Here is a 23925-nt window from a genome sequence, read left to right on the forward strand (position 1 = left end):
CTAAAGTCGATTGATTTGGATGTCGCCGCTGTCGAGGTCGACGTCGGCGACAAATTCCACGGGGACGTTGAGCGGCTCAGCCTTGAGGTCGGCGTGAACGATGAAGCGCAGCTTCAGCTGCTCAGGACCGACCGAGCCGTCGCGACGGACCCGGATCGTCTTGCGATCGAGTCTTGGCTCGTACGTCGTCAGAGTCTCGCGCAGGGCGCCGGTGAGTTCGTCGTCCGTGACCTCGTCGATCGAACGGTGGGCGATATCGGGGAAGCCGTAGTTCAGGATCGAGGTTCGAACGCTATCCCGCCCGCTCAGATCCAAGGTCGATTCCAGAGCAATGGTATTGAGGAGCGTTTCAAGGTCATGGGAGACCTCCCGCCGCAACAACGTTTCCGAGATCGGAAAGCGGCCTGCGCTGCGCCGCCCGGCAATGATCCGCTCACCGAACTCATCGCGCAGATTGAGCTTCTTGCGCGCATCGCGTGCTTCATGAGCGGAGCGAAAGGCCAGCATTAATGGGGGAGAGAGCCGATCCCTCTTTGGAGCAATGGTCATTGACTGTCCCCAAGATGTCCGGCTCGCTATGCTGTTTCGCGGAGCAATAGCTGGTCTCCGGGATGATGTCGCCTCAGCAGGCGGTCGGGCCCGCAACCGGTCAAGTCGAGACTTGCGACCGCAATCGCATCGCCTGGCGCCGGTTCGCGCTTATCGCAACCGGCGCCAGGTAGGGCCGACAATCAGGCCCATTCCTTGTTGGCGGGAACGTCCCAGCCAAACACCGGCGCAGCTCCAGCGCCGCCTTTTTCTGTCTGGGTCTTGTAGGTCATCTTGACCTTCGCGAAGTTCAGACTCACGTTTTCGGTGAGGCGATCTTCACCGTGCGATCCGCCCGTCGATACGCTGGTGACTAGGATGTGCTTCATCTCGATCTTGAGATACTCCAGCGGATTTTCGCCCGCCTTGCGGACCGTGAGGATCGCTGTATCAATGTGCTTGCCGTTCGCGCAGACCTTGAAAAGCTCCGGCGTGGCCTTGTCGACGAAGTGCGTAAAGTGGAGATCCTGGACGCTGACCTTGCCGGCGCCGCCGCCCGAACCGCTGTGGAAAGTGCCTGACTGGCTTTCGCCGAAAGACCAGCTCAAAATATCGATTTCGTCCTTGTGCTTGTCGTCCAGCGACTCGCCCTTGATCGGATCGAGTTTCAAGAAGATGTCGACAGCCATAGCGTAGTCCTCTCAAATTTCTGCGTGGTTACGGTTGCGATGTTGCGGCATCAGGAAGCGGGGCCGGGTAGGCGTGAAACCAGGCTGAGGCCGACGTCCATCGCCTCCAACTGAAAGTGTGGACGAAGAAAGAAGCGCGCGTTGTAATATCCCGGATTCTCCTCGTTTGCGATGACTTCAACCTTCGCAGCGGCCAGTGGCTTGCGCGCTTTCTGAGCTTCTGACGAGAGGGCTGGGTTGGCATCAACGTATTCGTTGATCCAGGTTTGCAGCCAGATCGTCAGCTCATCCTTCTCCTTCATGGATCCGATCTTGTCGCGAACCATGCACTTCAGATAGTGGGCAAAGCGGGACACTGCGAACATGTAAGGTAGTCGTGACGACAAGTTGTCGGACGCGGTGGCATCCACGCCCTTTTCGCCGAAGTACTTCTTCGGCTTGTAGAGTGACTGGGCGCCGATGAAGGCGGCCTTGTCGGTGTTCTTGCGATGGATCAGCGGGATGAGGCCCGCCTTTGCAAGTTCGTGCTCGCGGCGATCACTGATGGCGATCTCGGTCGGGCATTTCAGGTCGACGCCGCCGTCATCGGTCGGGAATGTGTGCGTCGGCAGGTTGATGACTTCGCCACCGGACTGCACGCCGCGGATCCGCGTGCACCAGCCAAATTCCTTGAAGGCGCGGTTGATGTTGACCGCCATTGCGTAGGCGGCGTTGATCCAGCCGTATTTATCGCCGGTGTGTCCGTCCGTCTCCTCTTCGAAGGCGAACTCTTCCACGGGCTCCGATTTCGCGCCGTAGGGGAGGCGGCCGAGCGCGCGGGGCATGCACAGGCCGAGATAGCGCGAATCGTCCTGATCGCGCAGCCCCTTCCATGCGGCATACTCCGGCGTGTCGAACACCTTACCGATGTCGCGAGGGTTGGACAGCTCGGTCCAAGAGTCCATTCCCATCAGCGTCGGCTCGGCGCCGCTGAAGAAGGGAGCGTGCGCGGCGCCGGCGATCTTGCTGAGGTCGCGGAGCAACTGTACGTCGGTTGGGAGGTGGCTGAAATAGTAGTCGCCGATCAGGCAGCCAAACGGCTCGCCGCCCAGCTGGCCGAATTCATACTCGTAGATCTGCTTGAACAGGGGACTCTGGTCCCAGCGCGCATCGGGGTAAAGCCGCAGATTCCGATACAACTCGTTCTTAGAGACGTTCATCACCCGGATCTTGAGGTTGGCGTCGGTCTCGGAATTGAAGACGAGGTAGTGGAGGCCGCGCCAAGCACTTTCGATTGACTGGAACTCAGGTGTGTGAAGAATTTCGTTCATTTGCGCGGTCAGCTTCTGGTCGATCCGCGCGATCATCTCCTCGATGGTGTCGAGGACGTCCGACTTGATGACGCTCGAGTCCTTCAACGCCTCTTGAACGAGCGTGGATACCGCGTTTTCGACTTCGGTCGCTGCGCGTTCAGTGCGCGGTTTGAAGCTTTGCTTCAGCAGAGTGGCAAACTCGTCAGCTTCGACGGTCTTGACCTGGGTGGTGCTCTCTTTGTGAACAGCTTCTTTTGCCATGGTCCCCATTCCTTCCTTAGCTCTCGGTGCCAGGTTCGGTCGACTGGCTTGTCGCGCGTTCCCGAAGCGCCGCCATCAGTTGAGGATCGGCGAGAAGTTTCTTGAGTTGGTCCTCGGCGGCCACCTTGCCATCCATGTAGCGCAGCAGGTTGGCGAGTTGTTCGCGCGCCTCGAGCAGCTTGGCAGTAGCCGGCACCTGGCGGGCGACGGCCACCGGCGTGAAGTCTGCCATCTTGTTGAAGCGCAAGTTGACCGAGATCTTTTCGTCGGATCCATCGCTGAGGCGATTGGCGACACGCGCCGTCACGCCGGGCTGGATTGCCGCCATGCGGTTGTCGAAATTGTCCATGTCGAACTCGAGGAACTTGCGCTCCTCGACCTTCGTCTTCTCGACGCCAGGGTTATTGCCGGAGAGGTCGGAGAGGACGCCCATGACGAACGGCAGTTCGATCAGCCGCTCGGCGTCGTAAGGATCTTCGTATGTGATGTGCACGCGTGGTGCGCGGTTTCGCCGAATGAATTTTTGACCGCTGTCTGTAGCCATGGTTCCCTCACTACGAAATCGCATTAGACATCGAAAAAGACATCGAATTTGCGCGACGCAGATTGGCTAGAGCGCTTCAAGTTGCTGCGGTCGGCAAACATCCTTGTGTCCAATTAGTGCCCTCGAGCGAAAGCTGGGTTCAATGCGATCTGTCGATTGTTTTAAGGGCTCCCTCAGGAAGAACATCATTCAAAAGGCTGAGAAAATCTCGTTGCGCGAGGTCGCGCGCGCGATCGACCAAAAAGGGGATGGGGCTGGACGGCTCCGCGGTTCGGAAAAACGACGCCACCTTCGTCAGCAGGCCTAAGGCCTGCGCCCTGTTTTCTATTGAAAATACAATATCTTGAGCGCTGCTCTCTGCCGTCGATGAGAGCGAGGTAGCGAGTTCCGCCATCCGTTCGATCGGCAGGTCGAAGACCTTGTCGCGCCCGATGTTGATCGCAGCGCTCTCCACGTGCGCAGGCACCAGCATCCGCATAACTTCAATGAATGACTTGCCCACCATCTCCTGCGCTTGACGCACCAGCAACAGTGCCGGGCTGGATGGTTCCATTCGGGCAAAATAGTCGGCCGCCGCTGCAAGCGCTGCAGATGCCTGTGCGGATGAAGTCACCACCCCGCTCGTGTCTGACGGCGCCTGTGTATCGACACGACCGACATCTTCCGCGGTTGCAGCGATCGCGGCCGGATCGCGCAACGCGACAAGGCCCGCAAGCCAGGCAGCCATGCCGTTAACCAGGCCGGAGAGCCTGTCGAGGCTGATCGGTTGCCCCGCGTTCAACTTCTCGTGCCAGGTTTGTTTGATACCCGCGATTTCAGCCGCGACCGCGGAGCACCGCGCGCTGGTTGCCTTGAGAGTGTCGAGATCCGTCTCGCTGACGATGCGCTCGATAGCCGCCAGATCAGGTCCGTCGGCGTCGGCGTCGCCGGCGGGAATTTCGCCCATGGCAACCTGATAAGCACGGTAGTTGAGGTTGCCGTGTCTGCGGTTCTCGATCAGGGGAAGGAACTGGAGCGGGTTGATCACGGTCGGGAACACGTCGATTGCCTCGACCGTGACGGCGCGAAGTGCGTAGTCGCCGTCCTCGCCCTTCGGATGCACCGCCTCCCACTGCTCGCGCAGCAGCAAGTTGGTCGCCTTCAGGCAGCAGAGAAAGCCGTCGAGATCGCGGTTGAGGATTGAAAACTTGGCCAGCAGCAGGTTTAGGCGCAGATCGCGGGTACGCTCCAGGAGGGGCTGCGCGGCGGCGAATTGGCCGGCAAAATCGACTGCCTTTGGATCGAAGCGTCCACGCTCTCCGTTGGCATTGACGACCTCGAAGAACGACATCGGCAGCAGCGATTCCGCACCTGCGAAGAAGTTCAGATACTGGATGTCTCCGATGGCGTCGAGATCCGGCCCGCAGGGATCGTCAGCGGCAATGGGGTGCGTCAGGGAGGCGACATCAAGCATACGACGATCGTCCATCTGCTCGGTCACGGCCCCGCTGCCGAGCCCGTGGCGACTGCCGGATCGCGGGGGGATCCATGATCCGAGTCTATATCCATGGGTCAGATGCCTGCTGGTGTTGGTTCATTCCCGAAGATCATGCCATTTTCGCGTGAACCGGCAAGCTCTTGGAGCCGACTACTTGATGACCGGGGCGGTTCCTTGGACCGCTGTTGTGGAACGTCCGGACCAGCCCTGGGGCGGACCTGCCGGCACTGCCGGGGGCGGGCAGGATTTCCGTGGTTCTTGCATAGCGTCTGATCAGCTCTTCGCAGCGGGTCATTCGATCGAAGGAGGGAGTTTAAGCCCACATGGGCCAGCTTACTCAGGATACCCGCCTCTGCGAACTCAAGACGCCTCTTGGCAAGGACGTTCTGGTTTTTGCCGGGTTCGAAGGCTCGGAAGGTCTCAGCGAACTGTTCGAGTATCGCATCGAGTGTCTCAGTGAGGATGCCGACCTCGACTTCGATCGTGCCATCGGTCAGCAGTGTACGCTGACCATAAAGCTGCATGAAAAGGAGCGCGAGTTCAGTGGCATTCTGACGGAGGCCCAATGGCTCGGGGTGAAGAACGACTATTTCAGCTACCGGATCGTTCTGAGGCCCTGGCTATGGCTGTTGTCGCGGACAACTGATTGCCGGATCTTTCAGGACAAGAAGGCGCCCGACATCATCAAGGAAGTATTCAACGAACGTGGCTTCACCGACTATGAATCCAAACTGACCGAAGAGGGTTCCTGTCCGAAGCTCGAATACTGCGTTCAGTACCGCGAGACCGACATGAATTTCGTGTGCCGGCTGATGGAGCAGCACGGCATCTCCTACTTCTTCAAGCATGAGGGCGGCAAACACACGCTGGTGTTGGCGGACTCCAAATCGTCGCACAGCCCGATCAAAGGTCTTGCTACGATTCCCTACATCCCGCTGACGGGTGCCGATCGTCGAGGCGAGCAACACATCTATGAATGGGTGTCGGAGCGCCGGTTTCGCACCGGCAAGATCGAACTCAACGACTACAACTACCAGAAGCCAAACGCTCAGTTGATCAGCGATGCCAAGGGCTCCGAGCATTACACTCGGTCGGAGATGGAGTATTACGACTATCCCGGGAAGTTCAAGGAAAAGTCCGACGGCGAGCGCTACGCGAAGATCCAGCTCCAGGCGGAGCAGGCGATGGACCGGCGGCGTCGCGGCAATGGTGACGCGGTCAACCTGTTCCCCGGTGGGCTGACGAAGCTCGAAAAGCACTCCAAGGACTCGCAGAACGTGGAATATCTCGTGGTGCGAGCCACGCACTCGTTCTCGCTCGAATCTTACCGCACCGGCGGTCCCGGCGACGCCGGGCAACATGTCTATTTCGGTAGCTATGAGTTTCTGCCAAGCGATCGGCCGTTTCGAGCGCTGATGATGACGCCGAAGCCAAGGATTAACGGCATCCAAACGGCCAAGGTGGTGACCAAAGACGATAATTCGAACGAGGAAATCGACGTTGAATCGCTGGGCGAAATCTATGTCCGCTTTTTCTGGGATCGGAAGAAGAAGCGGTCGTGCCGGTTGCGCGTGGCTCAGGTTTGGTCTGGCAAGCGCTGGGGCGGTCAGATCATCCCGCGCGTCGGACAGGAAGTGGTTGTCGAATTCCTGGAGGGGGATCCGGACCGGCCCCTGGTGATCGGCACCGTGTACAACGACGAATACAAGCTGCCCTATGATTTGCCGTCGAAGAAGACGGTTGCAGGATTGAAGTCCGACTCCACCAAAGGTGGTGGCGGCTTCAACGAGTGGAACTTCGAGGACAAGAAGGGATCCGAGAAGATCACGGTGCATGCTGAGAAGGACCACGACGTGACGGTCCGCGACACCGAGACACGGACCATCGGCGAAGCTGCATTCGGCGGCGACACCCGCAAGACCACGCTCAAGAAAGGCAATGATAAGCTCGATATCGAATTGGGCGGTCAGCACATCACGCTGGCCATGGACCAGTCTGTCAAAGCGGGCATCAGCATCACGCTCACGGCCAATGCCAATATCACCCTACAGGTTGGTCCCAGCCAGATTATCCTGAGCCCGGCGGGCATCGTCATCAACGCGCCGACGATCGCCATGACAGCGCAGGCCGGCATGGCGCTTGCAGCCGGCGGTCCGCTGGTCGCGCACGGCACTCCAACTCTTGTCGGCTGACGGTCATGGGGCAGGTTCGGTTCGGCACGGTACGGGATCTGTTTCAAGCCTATCCCTTGGCGCGTTATGATGTCGGCAAAGCCGATGCCGACAAGCCTTCGCTGGATTTCCTTCAGGAGGCCGCCGATGCCCGCAACTGGTACCAGGCCGTATCTTACTGCGCCTATCTGCTTCCCAGGCGCGTGGCGATCGCCTGGGGATGCCGCTCTCTGCGACGGATGTTCGACCATTTCGACGCCTACGACAGCAGGTCGCTGAATGTTGTGGAGACCTGGGTCCGGCAACCGGACGAGCAGTCCCGGAACAAGGCGCTGGCCGTCGGCAATGCCAACGATCCTGAGCAGCCAGCGACATGGCTGGCGCTGGCGGCCGGCTGGTCCGGTGGAAGCGTGGTTCCCCCGGAATTTGCGCCCGTGGAAGCCAAGCCAGATCAGGCCGCACGGGCGGTGCGTGCAGCGCTGCTGATTGGCCTCTGCCGGCTCCCCCGTGACTCCCGGGACCAGATAATGACGTCATGCCTGGAGGATGGTATTCAATTGGCACGCGGCGAACCGCGCCCTCCGCGCTAACGAGACGATGTGATGGTGCTTCGCTTTAATATCGAGAACGAACCGAACCTTCCGGACGGCGGACCTGTGTCGTTTACGGTCACCGGCAGGCGCTCGGTCGATATTGGCCGGGATCGTCACCTCGACTGGACGCTGCCGGATCCGGCGCGGACGATTTCCGGAAAGCACTGCGAGGTGCACTTTCGCGACGGCGGCTATTGGCTGCACGACGTCTCGACCAACGGCACCTTTCTCAATGGTGCCGACCAGCGCATGCGGGGGCCCCACCGCTTGCGCGACGGCGACCGACTGACGATCGGTCACTACATCATCGGAGTTTCGCTGGAGGATGAGGCTGGCGGGCGCAGCCCAAACCATGAGGCGCAACTGCACGAACCCTCGGTCCAGCAGCATGCCGATTACGGAGAGCTTTGGACGGCCGATCGTGACGTTCCGCCGCCGATCGATCCGCACCTGTTGAAGAAGCCACGCGAGGCTGCGCGGCCCGTCAATCCGGGGTTCCTGGATTGGGCGGCGAGCGTCCCGGCGCCGGGTGTAGACCCATTTCGGCCGTCATCGCCGACGTCTCCGTACCAACCGTCCGTGCAGGACGACGACATGAACTGGGCAGCGGGTCCGGTCACCGCGCCGAAACCGCAAGTCGAGCGCCCCCCAGTCAAGCCGACCCCACGCCGGCCGTCGGTGTGGATCGATGATGAACCAGTCGGTGCACAGCCGCCGGCATCGCTATCACACCAAGAGGTTGCGACGCCGCGCCAAACGCAAGCAGCAGGCGAGGGGTCTGTCACGGCCAAGCCAGTCGGCGGTACCGAGTTCGCGCGACTGGTGGCGCGCGCTGCAGGATTGCCGGACAATTTCTTTGCTAACAAGTCCGACGCCGAACTCGCCGAACAGCTTGGCATCATCTTGCGTATGACCGTGGATAATCTCATGGCGCTGCTGCAAGCGCGAACCCAAGCCAAACAGCTGACCCGCAGCACCAGCCAGACCACCGTCCAAGCCCTCGAAAATAATCCGCTGAAATTCTCGCCGACCGCGGAAGAGGCGATGCGCATTCTCTTTGGGCCGCCGACGCGTAGCTACCTCGACGCACAGCGCGCCTTTGCACAGGGCTTCAGTGATCTCAAATCACATCAGTTGAAGACCTATATGGCGATGCAGCACGCTGTCCATGAGCTGATTGCGGACATAGATCCGACGCTGATGGCGCGCGAGCTCGAGCTTCAGCGTGGCGCAAGCTCCTGGCTCGGCACGAACAAGGGCAAACTCTGGGACGAGTTCTTGACGCGCTGGAAGGCGCATCTTGGCCGCGATAACAGCGCGCCGATCGAAATCTTTATGTTGCACTTCTCGGACTATTACGACCGCGGCGACAAGCCCGGTTCAAAGTAAGCTGTCGGCGACCATGCGGTCGCCGACATTTTCTAAGTGGATGTAGGAATGTCTTGGTACAGCAAGGTTTTCTGGTCGGAAGGTCTGTTTCTGCGGCCGCATCATCTGCAGCAGAACGACCGCTACATCGAACACTTGCTGGAAAAGCGCGTTCGCTACACGACACCATACCCCTGGGGCTTTGCCCAGCTGGAGATCGATAAGGATCTTACCGAACAAAGCAAGTTCGCGGTGCGCAATGCGTCCGGCGTTATGCCGGACGGTACGCCGTTCGATATCCCTGCGGACAGCCCAATTCCCGAAGCGATCGATGTGCCGGAGACGGCCGCAGGCCAGATCGTCTGGCTGATGATGCCTGTCGCGGCACCAAACACCCGCGAGGTCGACGAGGACCGCGCCGACAGCGCCAGTCGTTATGTTCGTACTTCGGAAACCTTCATTGACTCGACCTCGGCGCTACGCATCGAGGAAGAGATCGACATCGCTTATCCGCGCTTGTCGTTCGAACTGCGCAAGACCAGCAAGCCCGGATACATGGGCCTCGGCATCGCGCGCATTCTGGAAGTGCGCGACAAGAACATCCTGTTCGACGACAAGTTCGTGCCGCCGATGCTGGTCTGCGCCGCGCATCCGATCATCGATGGTTGGCTCAGCCGCATCATCGGCTGGGTTGAGACCAAACTCGACGAGCTGGCGCGTTACGCGGTCGATCCGTCATCCGGCGGTGGGTTGCAGAGCGTCGACTATCTGGTCCTGCAAGTGCTGAACCGTACCATTCCCGTGCTGACTCATTTCCAACGCTCCGGCAGCGTGCACCCCGAGCGCCTGTACGAGGAATTGTTGAGGTTCGCGGGTGAACTTGCGACTTTTTCCACGGCGGAACGGCGGGCGCGCAACTATCCGGCGTACGATCATGACGATCTCGAGAGCGTCTTCACACCATTGGTAAGCGACATCCAGGACTTCTTGAGCGCGCGGCTGGGCCGGCGGGCGATCCGTCTGGAGATCATCGAGCGCGCGCAGAATGCGTTCGTATCGCCGATCCGCGATCGAGCGCTATTCCGAAATGCGACCCTGGTGCTGGAGGTTGCCGCACGGCGGCCACTCGTGGAGATCCAGAACGATTTCCCGCACCTGTTCAAGGTTGGGCCGAACACCAAGATGAACGAGATCGTGCACGCAAACTTGCCGGGCCTGACCTTGGTGCATTTGCCGACGCCACCGCCGCATATCCGGGCCATCACGGATCACGTCTATTTCTATCTCGACCGCAAGTCGCCGCTGTGGCCCGAGTTCAGCACGGCGGCCTCGATCGGAATGCACTTCTCCGGCGACTGGCCGGAGCTTGAGCTGTATCTTTGGGCTATCCTGGAAGACAGGCCATGAGCGACAGGGACAAGCCGGTCAATCCTTTCGGTCGGGGCGAACGGACGATCATCCGTCCCAACCCCGGCGGGAAGTTGCCGCCGGCGCCGACCTCTCAGCCTCCGCCGGGCGAGGGGCCTGCAGCACGTCCGGCCTATTCGCCGTCACCCGTACCTTCTCCCGGCGCGCCAACGCCACCATCATCCTTTTCGCCCGTTCCACAGGGCTCGAACTACGCCTCCGCGCCGGCCAGCCATCCAACCGAGGAATGGATCTCGACACCCGCGCAAGGCCAGGTGCCGCAACCCATGCTGCCGGCAGGGCCGCCGTTGCGCGTCGACGATCTCGTCGCGCCAAATGCCAATCCAGTGATGCGCGCTGCGGGCCCATTGCTGCAACTGCTCGGTCGGTTGCGGGTGGCGCTCATGCGCGCGTCATTCGCGAGCCTGATGGAGCAGGTCGCAGACGCTATCAAATTCTTTGAGAAGGACATCCGTTCAGCGGGCATTTCCGAGCACCAGGCCAACACAGCGAAATATATCCTGTGTGCCACTGCCGACGATATCGTGCAGCACATCCCGACCGAGGAGCGTCACGTCTGGACGCAATACTCGATGCTGAGCCGCTTCTTCGGCGAGCGTGTCGGCGGCGTCCGTTTCTTTGAGATCCTCGACCATTTGAAGATTGATCCACTGGTCAATTATCCGGTCCTCGAACTTCAGCACGCCTGCTTGGCGCTTGGTTTTCAGGGCATTCACCGGACGTCAGGGGGCGGACTTGCGAACCTGCAGCTGATCCAGCGTAACCTCTATGAATTGCTGCGCCGGGTCCGGCCGAAGACGATGACCGACCTGTCGCCCAACTGGCGCGGGCAGGCGCTGGCGGGGCGCCGGCAGCGTTTGCGTGTTCCGGTCTGGCTCGTGGCGGCCGTCGTCGCCGCGCTGCTGACCGGGTCCTATTTCGTCCTGCGGACGCTCCTCGCTGGCCGGGCAGAGAATGCTGCCGAGGTGGCGCTCGCGCTCCATCCGGCCGGCCCGATCGAGCTCAAGCGCCAGGTCGTTGCACCACCGCCGCCACCTCCGCCTCCGCCGCCACCGGATAGCATCACCCAGTTGCAACGCATCCGCAACGCGCTCGCGAAGGAGAACACAGCCTGTGCCATGACCGCGGACCAGACCCCCAGTTTCATCGTGATCAGGGTCTGCGATCTGGCCTTGTTTGCATCGGGCCAGGCGACCATCCTCGACGGTTTCAAGCCGATCGCACTCCGCGTCGCAGCAACCCTCGACAAGGAGCCGGGACGGATCCGGGTCGTCGGCCATACCGACAGTTCGCCGATCCGCACAGTCCGCTTCCCGACAAATTTCGAGTTGTCGGTCGAGCGCGCCAAGGCGGTTGCCGCGGCACTGAAGCCTGGCTTGACCGATGGTTCGCGCGTCGACGTCGAGGGCAAAGGAGCAGATGCGCCAATCGCCAGCAACACGACACCCGAGGGACGCGCCAAGAACCGGCGCGTCGAGATCTTTATCGAACGCAGCGAATAGGCAGATTCCACCGGGTCAGGTGGTTTGCGACAGGTACGGTTAGATGCTTGCCAAGGACATTCTTCGCATCGTTCTCTACGGGGTCGGGCTCAGCTCGCTCGGAGCGGTGATCTATTTCGCCGGTCCCTTCATTGCGTTCGGCGATTGGCGGCCGCTGGAGAACCATATCGTCCGGCAGATCGCTATTCTGCTGCTCACCACGATCGTCGCAGGCATCGTTGGCCTCAATCTGTTCAAGCGGCGCAAGGGTGCCAAGGAGATTGCCGATGGCATCGCTGGTGCGGACCAGCCCGTCAGCGATGAACCGGTGCTCAAGGAGCGCATGAAGGATGCGCTCGCGACGCTGAAGACCGCCAGCGGCAACAAATCGGGCTTTCTCTACGATCTGCCGTGGTACGTCATCATCGGTCCGCCCGGCGCCGGCAAGACCACGGCGCTGGTCAATTCCGGGCTCAAATTTCCGCTCGCGCGCGGGGCGACGCCCGCGGCGATCGCGGGGGTCGGCGGTACCCGCTACTGCGATTGGTGGTTTACCGAGGAGGCGGTGCTGATCGATACCGCCGGCCGCTACACCACCCAGGACTCCAATAGCAAGGCCGACAAGGACAGCTGGCTGGCGTTCCTGGACATCCTGAAGAAAAGTCGATCACGCCAGCCGATCAACGGCGTCCTTGTCGCCATCAGTATCGAAGACATTCTAACGCTGCCGAAGCAGGAGCTCGCACTTCACGCCGATGCCATCAGGATGCGCCTGCTCGAGCTGCATCAGAGGCTCAAGGTCAGCTTCCCGGTCTACGCGCTATTTACCAAAGCCGATCTCGTTGCCGGCTTCACCGAGTATTTCGCCTATCTCGGGGATGCCGGCCGCCGCCAGGTCTGGGGGGCCACGTTCCAGACCGCCGACAAGACCCAGAATCTGGTGGGGCAGATCCCGGTCGAGTTCGACCGTCTGCTGGAGCGCCTGAGCGAGGAGACGCTCGACCGTCTGCAGGACGAGCCGACGCCCCAGCACCGCGTGCAGTTGTTCGGCTTTCCGGCACAGATGGCGCGGCTCAAGCCGCAGATCCACGATTTCCTCAACCTGATCTTCGAGCCGACGCGCTATCACGTGAACGCGAACCTGCGCGGTTTCTACTTTACCTCGGGTACGCAGCAGGGCACGCCGATCGACCAATTGATCGGGTCGCTGGCACGTACGTTCGGCGCTGAGGAGGTCGGTTCCGGATCCTATTCGGGCACGGGCAAGAGCTTTTTCCTCGCCGATCTGATTTCCAAAGTCATCATCGGCGAAGCCGACTGGGTCTCGACCGACCGTGCCGCGGTGCGCCGCGCGCTAATCCTGAAAACCGCGGCCCTGTCATTGATCGGCCTGGTCTCGATCGGACTGATCGCAGCCTGGCTGACGAGCTACAAGCAGAACTCCGATTTGATTGAGCAAAGCCTGCAGGCCGATAGCGAGTATGCAGCCGCCGGCGCACCAATTATCAAACAGACGCTGATTGCTGATCATGATCTAGACAAGGTGCTGCCGCTACTCTACCGGCTGCGCAACGCCCCGGCAGGCTACGGATCGCGCGGCGAGTCGGTGCCTCTGTCGGCTCGCTACGGGCTCAGTCAGCACGCCCGGCTGTTGTCGCCCTCGAAGGCGGCCTATCATACGGCGCTTGAGCGCATGTTCCGGCCGCGGCTGCTGTATCGCCTGGAGGAGCAGCTCAATGCGCGCATAAACGAGCCTGCCTTTGTCTACGAGGCGCTCAAGGTCTATCTGATGGTCGGCGGCCTGCAGTCGCCGGACCGCGAGTTGATCCGCTCCTGGATGCAACGTGACTGGGCGGACAACCTCTATCCTGGCGCCACCAACGCGGAAGGGCGGCGTCTGCTCGACGAGAACCTCGTGGCAATGTTCGACCTCGAGACCGAACAGCAGCCGCTGGTCGAACTCGACGGCCGGTTGATGAAGCAGGCCCAGAGCTCCTTGGCGCGCCTGAGCGTGTCGCAACGTGCCTACGAGTTTCTGAAGTCGGAGGCTCGCGCATCGACCGCTGGCGACTGGATCGCCAGCCGCCATGGCGGACCCGACATGGGTGTCGTGTTCGAAACCACGACGGGGCAGCCTTTGGACGCCGTGCGGGTACCCGAGTTCTTCACGTATAATGGCTTCCATCAGAAGTTCGTTGCCCGGCTGTCCGGATTGTCTGAGCGGATGAAGCGGGAGCGATGGGTTCTAGGGGATGCCGGCCAGCAGTCGGCCATCGACCAGCAGTACGACAATCTGGCCGGCGATCTGCTCAGCATCTATTCCAACGATTTCGTGACGACCTGGCGAACGGCGCTCGGGAGCCTGCGCCTGAAGAAGCTGCTCGCCGACAAGCCGAAATATGAGGTGCTGCGGGCGCTTTCGGCGCCGACCTCGCCGATGCGGCAAATTCTGGAATCGGTGCGCGACGAGACGGTGCTAACCAAGGAACGGGCGAAGCCGGCGAGCGCTTCGGCAGCCGCCGCCGCACCGGCGCCAGCACTCTTCACGAATGCCCAGGATGGACCGCCTGGCGCGATGATCGAGGCGCAGTTCAAACCTTACCACGCGGCGCTCGAAGGCGAGAGCACCCGCCGGCCGATCGACTCGACCGTCGCGAACCTGAACGACATCGCGCAGAACCTGACGCTGATCATCGAGAATCCCCAACTGACCGCACAGGCCACAGCTGCGCTTCAGACCCAGGTCGCAGCGCTCCGCAACAATGCCTCGCGCATGCCGCCGCCATTCTCCGACATGCTGCGAGCAGCAGCCGCGGAGTTCGAAGGCAGCATTGCGGCTTCAACCGCCGGGCAAATCCTTCAAACGTTGCGCGATCAGGTCACGCCGGTCTGCCAACAGACCGTGACCAACCGCTACCCGTTTATCCGCAGCAGCAGCCAGGAAGTCCCGCTGGCGGATTTTGCCAAATTGTTCAGTCCGAACGGCGTTATGGACAAGTTCTTCACCCAGTATCTGGCACCTTATGCCGACACGTCGCGATCGGACTGGGTTTGGCGAAAGGAGAGCCCCGTTGGTCGGTCGTTCTCGCCGGATACGCTCAAGCAATTCCAAAATGCGGCCTATATCCGCGACGCCTTCTTCCAGACCGGCGGCGGTTTGCCGGCGGTATCGTTCGCGATCCGGCCGCCTGGGGCAGCCGGGCCAGGCGTGACCGTCAAGACCGAGATCGGCGGCACCACAATTACAAGCCCAACCACACCTGGTCCAGCGACCTCATCCTTGTTCGGCGGTCCGCAACCTACGCCACCGCCACCGCCACAGCCACAGAGCAACTCGCCAACGACCGTCCTATGGCCGGGCCCCGCGCCGCGAACTGCAATTTCAGTCAGCAACGACACCGGCCCGCCATCCGTGCTTGAGCGCATTGGTCCCTGGTCGTTGTTTCGGATGCTGGAGGCTGGCTCGTTAGTGGTGAAAGCGGAAACGGCCAGCGCGACTTTCATCGTCGCCGGGCGCGAGCTCAGCTATCAAATTTCGACTGGATCGTTGCGCAACCCGCTGAATCTGTCAGTGCTGCGTGAGTTTCGTTGCCCGACCGGGATATGACCATGCGTTGCGGGTTATTCGGCAAAATCGGCGCGAAGCGTGACTTCATCGCGATCGCAACTCCGCGCAGCTTCCTGGAAGCTTGGGAGCCGTGGGTACAGGCTGCGCTGTCAGCAAGTCGCCACCAGCTTGGCCCAGGATGGCAGCAGGCCTTTCTGACCGCGCCGGTCTGGCGGTTTTGGCTCGGTGCCGCAATCTGCGGAACGACGGTGGCGGGGGCGATTATGCCCTCGCTCGACGGGGTGGGGCGATACTATCCCTTGACCCTGCATGCGGTGACCGGCGAGGCCGTCTCGCTGCCGCCGCCGAGCATTGATCCGCAGGACGAATGGTTCGGGCAAGTGGAGGCGTTCCTGCTTTCGACCCTGGATCGGGCCGCGACCTTCGAGCAGATCTCCGATGGACTGGACCGGCTTGCGGTGCCACGACTGCAGGAGACCATCGCCAGCGGTCCGCCGATCACGTCGCTTGGTACTGCGGCAATGGGGAGGGCTTCGGCGGTCGACGCCTTCGCGGGGGCGTTTGCAGCACTTTGCGCCGCCAACCCACAGGTCTACGCCGCGGCTAGCTTCTGGTGGACCGCCGGAGGGGAAGGCTTTCCGCCAATGGCGCTGAGTTGCCGAGGATTACCAGATCCGTTTCACTACATTACGCTGCTGACCGGTGATCCCGGCCTCGCGGCATCCGGGAATGGATGACGCACGATGGTGCATACCCCATCCTTGTTCGATGTTGGTAGCATTACCCATGCCGGAAGGGTGCGGGAGCGGAACGAGGATTCATGTTTGGTACGAACCGACGTTGGCCTGTGGGCCGTCGCCGACGGTATGGGTGGTCACGAGGCCGGCGATCTCGCCAGTCGCATTGTAGTGCAGTCGCTTGACGCGATCGGCACGCCAGAATCAGCCGCAGACCTGCTGGCGGAATGCGAGGAGCGGCTATTCAGCGCAAACCGGCAGATACTGGCGCTTAGTCGTGAACGACAGGGTGCCACCGTCGGGACTACAGCGGCGGTTCTGCTCGTTCGCGATAGCTACTATGCCTGCATATGGGCGGGTGACAGCCGGGTTTACTTGATCAGTCGCGGCGCAATTAGCCAAGTGTCGCATGATCACAGCGAACTGGAGGAACTGATCGCCGAAGGTGCGCTGTCGCGCGAAGACGTGAATGATTGGCTGAGCAATGCCATTACTCGCGCCGTCGGTGTCGCCGATGATCCGGAATTTGAGGTGGTAACAGGCCCGGCCGAGCCGGAGGATGTCTTCGTGATCTGCAGCGATGGCCTGACGAGGCACGTGCGGGACGACGAGATCCTGCAGCACGCGGCTACGCGACGCGCCCAGGCAGCTTGCGATGACATGCTCGCGCTGGCTCTTGATCGTGGCGGGCTTGACAACGTAACGATTGTGATCGTGCGACTGCTGACGCCACGATCTCAGGAGGCGACAAGATCTCCGCTTGATCGCGAGCCGCAACCATGACCCCGAACGATCCGTTCCGACCGTCCTATCAGGGCGTGCCCCCCGGCACCCGTCTCAACGGTATCTACGAGATCGAAGCGGTGATCGGCGCGGGCGGCATGGGTGAGGTCTACAAATGCCGAGAGATCCAAACTGGATCGCCTGTTGCCGTGAAAATGCTATTGCCCGACATGGTCGATAACGAGGCGGCGCTCGCGCTGTTCCGTCGAGAGGCCGCGGCGCTCCACAATCTTCCGCATGACGCGATCGTTCGCTACTTCCTGTTTACGGTGGAGCCGGTGCTGCAGCGACCGTATCTCGCGATGGAGTTCGTGAATGGCCGCTCGCTCTCGAACATGCTCGACGATGGACCGTTGACTTTCGAGGCGCTGATCAAGCTGATGCTGCGCGTCGCATCGGGACTGGAGGCTGCCCATGAGCACGGCATCATCCATCGCGACGTTTCTCCGGACAACATCATTGTTCCGCTCGACGACGTCAGGCGGGCTAAGATCATCGACTTCGGCATAGCCCGGTCGACCCAGATGGGTGACAAGACCATCATCGGCTCGGGCTTCGCTGGCAAGGACAACTACGCATCGCCGGAACAGGTAGGGTTGTACGGCAATGACGTGACCGCGAAATCCGATGTCTACAGCCTCGGTCTTGTGCTGTTTCACGCGCTGACCGGACAGAAGCTCGACATGGGTGGCAGCCAGTTTCAACTGGTGGAGAAGCGCCGGCGTGTTCCCGATCTCGGTGCGGTGGATATGCGCATCCGGCCTTTGCTGGAGCGGATGCTGCAGCCTGATCCGGCATTGCGCCCGACCATGGGAGAGGTCGCCCGCTGGAAGCCGACCGGTTTGGTGCAGACGCCGGCCGCGCCGTTATATGGTTTCGATCCGCTGCGGCGGCCGGAAGGCGCGGCGCCGGTGCCGCAGGACAGGATGCCGTCGACCGCGCGGAGTCCGCGCGGCCGCTGGCTGGGGGCCGGCGTGGCGGCTCTGTTACTGCTGGTCGGCGGTGGTGGATATGCCTTCTACAAGCTGGTCTGGTCAGCGCCCGGCACCGCGGTCTTGCCACCACCTCCAAAACTCGCCGGAACAATGGCGCCGCCGAAGGTCGAGCCCGCTGGACCACAGCCCGGGCGCCAAGAGCCGGAGAAGTTGTCTGCGCAGCCGACGGCGACGCCGTCTCCGGCACTCGATGGGGCGGGGCGAGCTGAGCGCATCCGCAAATACGTGGCCCAGTATTCTGGCGGTGACTGCTTCTTTGTCTTGCCGATTGCCGTGAGCCCAAATGCCGCTGTCATCGAAGGGTTCGGTGCCTCGACCGCCCCATTCGACACCTTCGACAAAGCGTTTCGGCGTGAGCAGGGTTTCGAGGCTTCGATCGGCGTCAGGCAAGTGACCCAGGCGCAATGCCCAGCCGTCAAGTTCTTGAGTCAGGTCGGGAGCGATCAGGCGCGAATGCCACGCATCACCCTGTCAGCGACAGAGCTGAAGGGTGGTGAAGCCCTCAATGGGACCATTGAGAACTTTGCCAACCGCGTGGTCGAGCTGCTCATGGTGTCGGATCGCGGCGAAGTCCAGAGCCTGTCTTATCTTCTGAAGCCGGGCATCGACTCGCTTTCGTTTACGCTCCCGACAGCGCGCGCGAGCGGTCCGCAATTGCTGTTGGTCGTGGCGGTTCCGCAGGTTCTGGACTCATTGCGCCAGCCGCGACCGATAGCTGCCGATACGTTCTTCCTCCAGGCGCTGAGCGAGGCTCAGCGCAACAAGGTGACCATCATCGCGGCCGCGCGTTACGTGCTGCTCACCAATTGACCGGCACGCTCAGAATGTTCCGATCACCAGGATTTTCAGGTCGGCATCCGGCTTGAAGTCGTTTGCCGTATATTCAAGCGTATTTCCGGTAGCAGACGATGCCTTGAGCCGCCCAGGACAGAAGCTCACCAAGCGGTCGTTGCCGCCTGGGTCGATAGTCAGCTTGAACGACCGGATCGGCCCGGCCCAATTCGCGCCGGTCTTGAGCACGTATGATATGCGCCTCTCCTGCAGGTTCGCGCTGTTGATCTGGTTACTGCCCGCGCGCTTGTCGATCTCGGCGAGGAACGTATCCTGGACGCAGTATTCTTTCCGGTAACGGGCGACTTGCTGACCCAGTGCGCTGCTGCGGCGTAGGCTCGGGCGCAGGATGGTGTCAGGACTGGAGCCGACGCTCGGCCGGTACCGGTGTTCGACCGTGACGGTGCGCATGGGCGGAAACACCTGCTGGCGCACAGCCGAGGTCTTGATAACCCAGCCTGGCGCATACTGCTGGCGACCGTTGTCGCTCATTCCGGCAGGCATCATAAGTCCGTCGTCCACGAGCCGGGTCCGAGTCGCCGCGGGCAGGTCGCTCAGCCGGATCTCGCGGCCACCAATCGGCAGCAGCGGTAGCTTGAGTTCGCGGAGCAGGGCACTGACATCCCTGTTGCCAACCATGGCGCGCTGATCGACGGTCAGCGGCGCCGGGCTGCCGTCGACCCTGGTCTCGAAGTCGACGAAGTTGATCGGATCATTTGAAGGTAGCGCAATGTTCTCAGCCTCCGACAGGTCGATGTCGGGCAGCGGAAAGGCAACAGTAAGCGTGACCGGCTTGGCAGTGACGTTGGCGAATTGGTAGCGAACACTGATTCTGTCGAGCCCGATACTAAGGTTCTCGCTCTCCATGGCCACGTCATTGGTGCGTACGAACTGGAGCCCGCCGATCGACAATTCCGCAGCCGAGTCGTTGGCGCGTGCCGGCCAGCCCGTCGCAACCAGCAGCGCGGCCATCAAGGCCCGTATCCGGAACGACGGTCGGATGCAGGCTCCGTTCGGCAAGCTAGTCTCCATGCGGCGTCGCAACATATGCTGGTTCCATCCGATGCGGGTCAATCGATCGGCTGATAAAGATCGCCCCACTCGCACTTCCAGACCCCGTCTGGATCGCACACCACCAGCGCCAGCTTTACGTCGTTTGCCAGCCGGATCGCGCCGCGAAAAGCATCCTGCGCCGGCAATTGCGCGCTGATCTGGTCGGTGGTCAGCCGTCCCCGGCTCGCGGCGGCCGGCAGCACGATTGATCCGGAGGCGCCGTCATTGTCGCGTTTCAGGAGCAGCGTGATCGCGTCGGGCTGAACTTCGCTCACCTTCTCAAATCTATTCCGGGCCATGTTTTGCACCGCAAGCTGAAGAGAATTCGGACTATCACCGTCAAGTGATGGAATTGAACGTGATTGAGATTGCGCACCACTAATTGACGCGCAGCATTAACGGCATCTCGGATTAGTCGATCCGACGCGGCGATCGGTTCGGGGTACATTGAGGCGAACATGCTTCGTCCAAATCGTTGGATCTGGGTCTTCATCGTTGGCGCTGGCATTTTCGGAACCAATGCGCATGCCGACGATACTGTCGTCCGCAGCTTTGCCAGCGGTTTGGCTGCTTCCATGGTCGGCATCGTTCCGGCTAGCGAGGACGTGGAACTCGCGGGACCACAAGCACTCAGCGCCGACGGGCAGGGCAACCTGTTTGTGCTCGATCAGGTCAACGGTCGCATCCTGCAGTTTGACCCGAAACAGCCGAACTCAGATCCTGACGTCCTCAAGATGCCGAAAGACGTCCAGCCGACCGATCTCGTGGTCCACAACGACGACATCATGGTTTGGGACGGCGGCGTACGGACGCTGAAGGCGGCGCCAGGGCAGTCCACGCGCGGAATCGGTGGTGACGTGATCCAGCTTGAGGAGGTCTCGAGCCGTAGCGCGGACGATCAGGTCGCCGTCTCCGCTTTCGCCCAGATGGGATCGCAGGCGCCCGGCAGCGCGGCCGACTTGCTCGACCAGAATACCCGCGCGGCCATCGTCAAGACGACGCGGCAGCCCGACCGGCAATATGTGGCTTCTCGAAGTAAGGGCTCGGTGATCGCCGATATCGTTCCGGACAAGGGCAATGCCAGCGTAAGGGTCGAGATCCAGACCATGGTCACCAACGAGACGATCGGACAGCTAAGCCTGCGGGTGCGCAACCGGCTCGGAACGGTGGAGTTTCTTGAGATCGACAACGGCGACCGCTTCTACGTGCTTGCCGAGGACGTTCCGCCATCGGGAAAGAACGCCTCCACGTTCGTCGCACGCTATGCTGCGAACGGCCGTCTCGAGGGAATCTATGAGCTTCCTTTGGAAAATACGCCGCTGACCCGGCGGTTCGTCACGGTTTCGGGCGATGGCGATGTCTATTTCCTCCGGACCAAGCCGGACGGAATTGAAGTGGTTGGCGTCGGCTTCCGGCCGCTGACCAACGCTTCCATTATCGACGTGCGGCCGTCGCGAACGGCAGCCGCGCCAGCACCGCAATCCGGCGTCAAATTCGACGCATCGGCCGCTGTGAGACCTTCCAATCGCCAGCAGGCTATCGAGACCGCGTTTGCATTCGAGGGCATCCAGTGGAAGCTGACGCAGTCGAACTACGGCAGCGATCCCGACAGCCAATGCAGCGGCTTCAGTCGTATTCGGCGGCCGTGGTATCTGCAGGGCAAAGTGAACCAGGAGGTGCGCGGTGTGCCCTATTGCTGGGGCTGCCACGGTTCGCTCGCGAACTTCCGGCAGCGGATCGACAGCGGAGCGCTGGCTGGCAATGTGTGCACTCGCAACGCGCCAAGGCCGGATGTGGCTGGCGTCGACTGTTCGGCATTCGTCAGCGCCGCGTGGGGACTTTCTGTCCACTACACGACTGCCGCTATTCCTGCGATCGCAGCCCCCGTGGCAAATCCCTGGGACCTGAGGCCCGGCGATGCGCTGAACAAGCCGGGCTCGCACGTGATGTTGTTCCTGCGGTTCACGCCCGATCGCAAGGCCGAGGTGATGGAATCCTCGACCGGTGGCTGCAACGGTCGCGTCTGCCGCAACGTCTACCCGTTGGCGAGCCTGCTTTCGCGTGGCTACGTTCCGGTCCGCTTTCGGGCGTTCGCGGATGACCAGGCGACAGTCTCAGCGAGCGCCTATCAAGAGGCCGAACCGCAGCCGGGCCGCAAGACGGCGAGCAAAAGGCGCTGAACCCGGTGTGTCGCTGGCGCTACAGAATGGATAGGAAGGATGTCGAGGTGGATCACGATGCGGATGCCCAGGGAACTTGATTGCGGGATCAAGCGGCTATGCGCCACCATCGGGCTCGCTGCGTTGATCGGGCTGATATCCCCGGACGCGCATGCGACAGGAGGATTGTCGATCAGCAATCCGGACGGGGCGGCGGTGCGCGCGCTCGTGATCGGGATCGATGACTATCAGCACGTGCGGAAATTGAAGGGCGCGGTCGCCGACGCCACTGACATCGTGACCAGCTTGAAGAGCATGGGGGTTGGCGACGTCGTCGTCCTGACTAACGCACAGGCCGACAGGGCAAGCATCTTGCGCGAGATCAGTTCACTGGTGGAGCGGACCAAGAACAACGACCTCATCTTTCTGTCGATCGCAGGTCATGGAACCCAGGAGCCGGAGCGCGTCAAGGGCTCGGAGCCGGACGGGATGGAAAACGTGTTCCTGCTGCCAGGCTTTGAAACCACGCCAACCGGGTCCATTGAACGTGTTCTGGGCAGTGAGTTCAACCATTTCATCCGGCAGTTCGAGCTTCGCGGAGCGAAGGTGATCTTCGTGGCTGATACCTGCCACGGCGGCGGTATGGTGCGCGATATCGATCCGCGTGCCGCTGAGATGAGCTTCCGGCAGGTGCCGCGTTACACATTGCTGGTTGACGAACTGAAGCCGGTGTCGGACAGCAACGATCCGAAGTCAGAACTCGATCTTGACCACACGGCGTTCCTGGCTGCGGTGGACCGCTACACCAAGGCGCCGGAAGTCCGCATCCCTGGCATCGATGGCTTGCGCGGGGCTCTCAGCTATGCGGTCGCACGGGCGGTGGAGGGTAGCGCGGACATCAATCACGATGGGAAGGTGACGCTCAAGGAGCTCTTCAGCAATGTTCGACAGGTGGTCTATCAGCTCTCGGACCAGCGCCAGAACATCGTGACCATATCATCGCCGCCTCAGACGCCGGATACCGACATCGCCTTCGAATTGACGCGCGGTGTCGTGCTGATTCAGGGGCCGGCCGCGAGAGCGGCCTCCGGCCCGGCCGTATCCGGGGCGCCCGTCGAGGGACAAGCGCCCGCGCCGCCGGCTGTCACGGCCAAGGCACCAAACATTCCCACCCTTGCCGCGGCGGCGACCAAGGAACTTCCGACCGGCGACGCGCCGGCCCCCCTCCGTCTCGCTGCGCCAATCCGGCTGGCGGCGCTCGACGGCAAGACGAACTATTTTGCGAGCGTGGTGCCAAAGGATGTTCCCGTGCAGGCTGTTCAACCGACGGACAATCCCGACCTGATCTGGGATCCCGTGTCGCACGACGTGATCGCGTGGGGCGACGTAGTCGCCTACGGGATCGACGTTGCCAGCCTGCCGACGGTCGTTGACCGGACAGCGGCAATTCGTGAACTGAAGCGCATTGCGACCCGGTCGCCGCAGATCATGCGCATCTGGCCGGACGATCGCCAACAGCGTGCTGGCCAGACTGTCGAAGTTGATCTGTCTGATGTGGGGTCAAGAGCGGTGTTGCTGTTCAATGTGTCTGGCGATGGCACCATCCAATTGTTGTATCCGGTGGGTTCCGATGCGGCACTGGCCCGATCGGCGAGTTTGCGCCTACCGCTCAGGGTCGGCGAGCCGTTCGGCGCGGAACAGATCGTTGCAGTGACCTCGCAGCAACGCATGGTCGATCTTGAGACAGTCCTGATGCAGCTCAACCGGCGCCGCGCTTCGGGGCAGGTGATCAAGAGCCTCGAGCGGTACTTGCCTGCGGACGCGCGGATCGCCTCGATCGGCTTCTTCAGTGCTCCCTGACTTTTAGGGAGAGCAGGCCATGCCGTCATCGCAGCCGATCCGCCGGGAGCGACCATGGCTCGCATTCCTGCTGCTGCTGGCGGGTAGCGGAGCTTCGTCCGCAGCGC

18 protein-coding genes are annotated in these 23925 nt (G+C 61.6%); 11 read left to right on the forward strand and 7 right to left on the reverse strand.

Annotation, left to right across the window (positions count from 1 at the left end):
• The 5 genes from tssE to AAFG50_RS16755 all read right to left on the reverse strand — a co-directional run bounded on the left by tssE (window position 1) and on the right by AAFG50_RS16755 (window position 4767).
• Window positions 1-549, reverse strand: coding sequence for a type VI secretion system baseplate subunit TssE (tssE, locus tag AAFG50_RS16735; RefSeq protein ID WP_011086372.1), 549 nt, complete (start codon window positions 547-549; stop codon window positions 1-3).
• 182 nt (window positions 550-731) lie between these two features.
• Window positions 732-1217, reverse strand: a complete 486-nt coding sequence (locus AAFG50_RS16740) for a type VI secretion system tube protein Hcp (protein WP_011086373.1) — start codon at window positions 1215-1217, stop codon at window positions 732-734.
• A gap of 50 nt (window positions 1218-1267) precedes the next feature.
• The gene (gene tssC / locus AAFG50_RS16745) at window positions 1268-2770 is read right to left on the reverse strand and encodes a type VI secretion system contractile sheath large subunit (protein ID WP_028170697.1); all 1503 of its coding nucleotides are present in this window, start codon (window positions 2768-2770) and stop codon (window positions 1268-1270) included.
• Window positions 2771-2786: 16 nt separating this feature from the next.
• A complete protein-coding gene (gene tssB / locus AAFG50_RS16750) occupies window positions 2787-3314 on the reverse strand; it encodes a type VI secretion system contractile sheath small subunit (protein ID WP_027548753.1) in 528 nt (175 codons plus the stop codon).
• Window positions 3315-3453: 139 nt separating this feature from the next.
• The gene (locus AAFG50_RS16755; protein WP_028170698.1) at window positions 3454-4767 is read right to left on the reverse strand and encodes a type VI secretion system ImpA family N-terminal domain-containing protein; all 1314 of its coding nucleotides are present in this window, start codon (window positions 4765-4767) and stop codon (window positions 3454-3456) included.
• Between the two features lie 347 nt (window positions 4768-5114).
• Between AAFG50_RS16755 and tssI the strand changes: the two genes are divergently transcribed.
• The 9 genes from tssI (at window position 5115) to AAFG50_RS16800 (ending at window position 18725) form a co-directional block, all read left to right on the forward strand.
• Window positions 5115-6983: a type VI secretion system tip protein TssI/VgrG gene (tssI, locus tag AAFG50_RS16760; RefSeq protein ID WP_011086377.1), complete on the forward strand. Its 1869-nt coding sequence runs from the start codon at window positions 5115-5117 to the stop codon at window positions 6981-6983.
• 5 nt (window positions 6984-6988) lie between these two features.
• Entirely contained in the window at window positions 6989-7552 is a 564-nt protein-coding gene (locus tag AAFG50_RS16765; protein WP_011086378.1) for a hypothetical protein, read from the forward strand.
• A gap of 12 nt (window positions 7553-7564) precedes the next feature.
• Window positions 7565-8944, forward strand: coding sequence for a type VI secretion system-associated FHA domain protein TagH (tagH, locus tag AAFG50_RS16770; RefSeq protein WP_028170699.1), 1380 nt, complete (start codon window positions 7565-7567; stop codon window positions 8942-8944).
• A 48-nt stretch (window positions 8945-8992) separates the two neighbouring features.
• A complete protein-coding gene (gene tssK / locus AAFG50_RS16775) occupies window positions 8993-10330 on the forward strand; it encodes a type VI secretion system baseplate subunit TssK (RefSeq protein WP_028170700.1) in 1338 nt (445 codons plus the stop codon).
• A gap of 287 nt (window positions 10331-10617) precedes the next feature.
• Complete coding sequence (gene tssL / locus AAFG50_RS16780; RefSeq protein ID WP_283805744.1) at window positions 10618-11853, forward strand: type VI secretion system protein TssL, long form; 1236 nt, start codon at window positions 10618-10620, stop codon at window positions 11851-11853.
• A gap of 43 nt (window positions 11854-11896) precedes the next feature.
• Window positions 11897-15439, forward strand: coding sequence for a type VI secretion system membrane subunit TssM (gene tssM / locus AAFG50_RS16785; RefSeq protein ID WP_028170702.1), 3543 nt, complete (start codon window positions 11897-11899; stop codon window positions 15437-15439).
• Entirely contained in the window at window positions 15436-16137 is a 702-nt protein-coding gene (gene tagF, locus AAFG50_RS16790) for a type VI secretion system-associated protein TagF (protein WP_011086383.1), read from the forward strand. The genes tssM and tagF overlap by 4 nt, the downstream gene beginning before the upstream one ends.
• Before the next feature lie 6 nt (window positions 16138-16143).
• Complete coding sequence (locus AAFG50_RS16795; RefSeq protein WP_028170703.1) at window positions 16144-16920, forward strand: protein phosphatase 2C domain-containing protein; 777 nt, start codon at window positions 16144-16146, stop codon at window positions 16918-16920.
• On the forward strand, window positions 16917-18725 hold the full coding sequence (locus AAFG50_RS16800) for a serine/threonine-protein kinase (protein ID WP_028170704.1): 1809 nt from the start codon (window positions 16917-16919) through the stop codon (window positions 18723-18725). The genes AAFG50_RS16795 and AAFG50_RS16800 overlap by 4 nt, the downstream gene beginning before the upstream one ends.
• 9 nt (window positions 18726-18734) lie before the next feature.
• On the opposite strand, the gene AAFG50_RS16805 is transcribed toward AAFG50_RS16800, so the two are convergent.
• Together AAFG50_RS16805 and AAFG50_RS16810 are read right to left on the reverse strand one after the other, a co-directional pair.
• Entirely contained in the window at window positions 18735-19718 is a 984-nt protein-coding gene (locus AAFG50_RS16805; RefSeq protein ID WP_028170705.1) for a DUF4424 domain-containing protein, read from the reverse strand.
• A gap of 98 nt (window positions 19719-19816) precedes the next feature.
• Window positions 19817-20074, reverse strand: a complete 258-nt coding sequence (locus tag AAFG50_RS16810) for a hypothetical protein (protein ID WP_231166686.1) — start codon at window positions 20072-20074, stop codon at window positions 19817-19819.
• Window positions 20075-20257: 183 nt separating this feature from the next.
• Between AAFG50_RS16810 and AAFG50_RS16815 the strand changes: the two genes are divergently transcribed.
• Together AAFG50_RS16815 and AAFG50_RS16820 are read left to right on the forward strand one after the other, a co-directional pair.
• A complete protein-coding gene (locus AAFG50_RS16815; RefSeq protein WP_028170707.1) occupies window positions 20258-21979 on the forward strand; it encodes a hypothetical protein in 1722 nt (573 codons plus the stop codon).
• Between the two features lie 39 nt (window positions 21980-22018).
• On the forward strand, window positions 22019-23818 hold the full coding sequence (locus AAFG50_RS16820) for a caspase family protein (RefSeq protein ID WP_074077067.1): 1800 nt from the start codon (window positions 22019-22021) through the stop codon (window positions 23816-23818).
• Window positions 23819-23925: the final 107 nt, after the last annotated feature.

The organism is Bradyrhizobium sp. B039, from assembly GCF_038965675.1.
Taxonomy (GTDB): Bacteria; Pseudomonadota; Alphaproteobacteria; order Rhizobiales; family Xanthobacteraceae; genus Bradyrhizobium; species Bradyrhizobium diazoefficiens.

Bases quoted from the DNA above. Each gene is read 5' to 3' on its own strand.
- tssE (WP_011086372.1), bottom strand. From the start codon at position 549: ATGACCATTGCTCCAAAGAGGGATCGGCTCTCTCCCCCATTAATGCTG.
- AAFG50_RS16740 (WP_011086373.1), bottom strand. From the start codon at position 1,217: ATGGCTGTCGACATCTTCTTGAAACTCGATCCGATCAAGGGCGAGTCG.
- tssC (WP_028170697.1), bottom strand. From the start codon at position 2,770: ATGGCAAAAGAAGCTGTTCACAAAGAGAGCACCACCCAGGTCAAGACC.
- tssB (WP_027548753.1), bottom strand. From the start codon at position 3,314: ATGGCTACAGACAGCGGTCAAAAATTCATTCGGCGAAACCGCGCACCA.
- AAFG50_RS16755 (WP_028170698.1), bottom strand. From the start codon at position 4,767: ATGCTTGATGTCGCCTCCCTGACGCACCCCATTGCCGCTGACGATCCC.
- tssI (WP_011086377.1), top strand. From the start codon at position 5,115: ATGGGCCAGCTTACTCAGGATACCCGCCTCTGCGAACTCAAGACGCCT.
- AAFG50_RS16765 (WP_011086378.1), top strand. From the start codon at position 6,989: ATGGGGCAGGTTCGGTTCGGCACGGTACGGGATCTGTTTCAAGCCTAT.
- tagH (WP_028170699.1), top strand. From the start codon at position 7,565: ATGGTGCTTCGCTTTAATATCGAGAACGAACCGAACCTTCCGGACGGC.
- tssK (WP_028170700.1), top strand. From the start codon at position 8,993: ATGTCTTGGTACAGCAAGGTTTTCTGGTCGGAAGGTCTGTTTCTGCGG.
- tssL (WP_283805744.1), top strand. From the start codon at position 10,618: ATGCTGCCGGCAGGGCCGCCGTTGCGCGTCGACGATCTCGTCGCGCCA.
- tssM (WP_028170702.1), top strand. From the start codon at position 11,897: ATGCTTGCCAAGGACATTCTTCGCATCGTTCTCTACGGGGTCGGGCTC.
- tagF (WP_011086383.1), top strand. From the start codon at position 15,436: ATGACCATGCGTTGCGGGTTATTCGGCAAAATCGGCGCGAAGCGTGAC.
- AAFG50_RS16795 (WP_028170703.1), top strand. From the start codon at position 16,144: ATGGTGCATACCCCATCCTTGTTCGATGTTGGTAGCATTACCCATGCC.
- AAFG50_RS16800 (WP_028170704.1), top strand. From the start codon at position 16,917: ATGACCCCGAACGATCCGTTCCGACCGTCCTATCAGGGCGTGCCCCCC.
- AAFG50_RS16805 (WP_028170705.1), bottom strand. From the start codon at position 19,718: ATGGCCGCGCTGCTGGTTGCGACGGGCTGGCCGGCACGCGCCAACGAC.
- AAFG50_RS16815 (WP_028170707.1), top strand. From the start codon at position 20,258: ATGCTTCGTCCAAATCGTTGGATCTGGGTCTTCATCGTTGGCGCTGGC.
- AAFG50_RS16820 (WP_074077067.1), top strand. From the start codon at position 22,019: ATGTCGAGGTGGATCACGATGCGGATGCCCAGGGAACTTGATTGCGGG.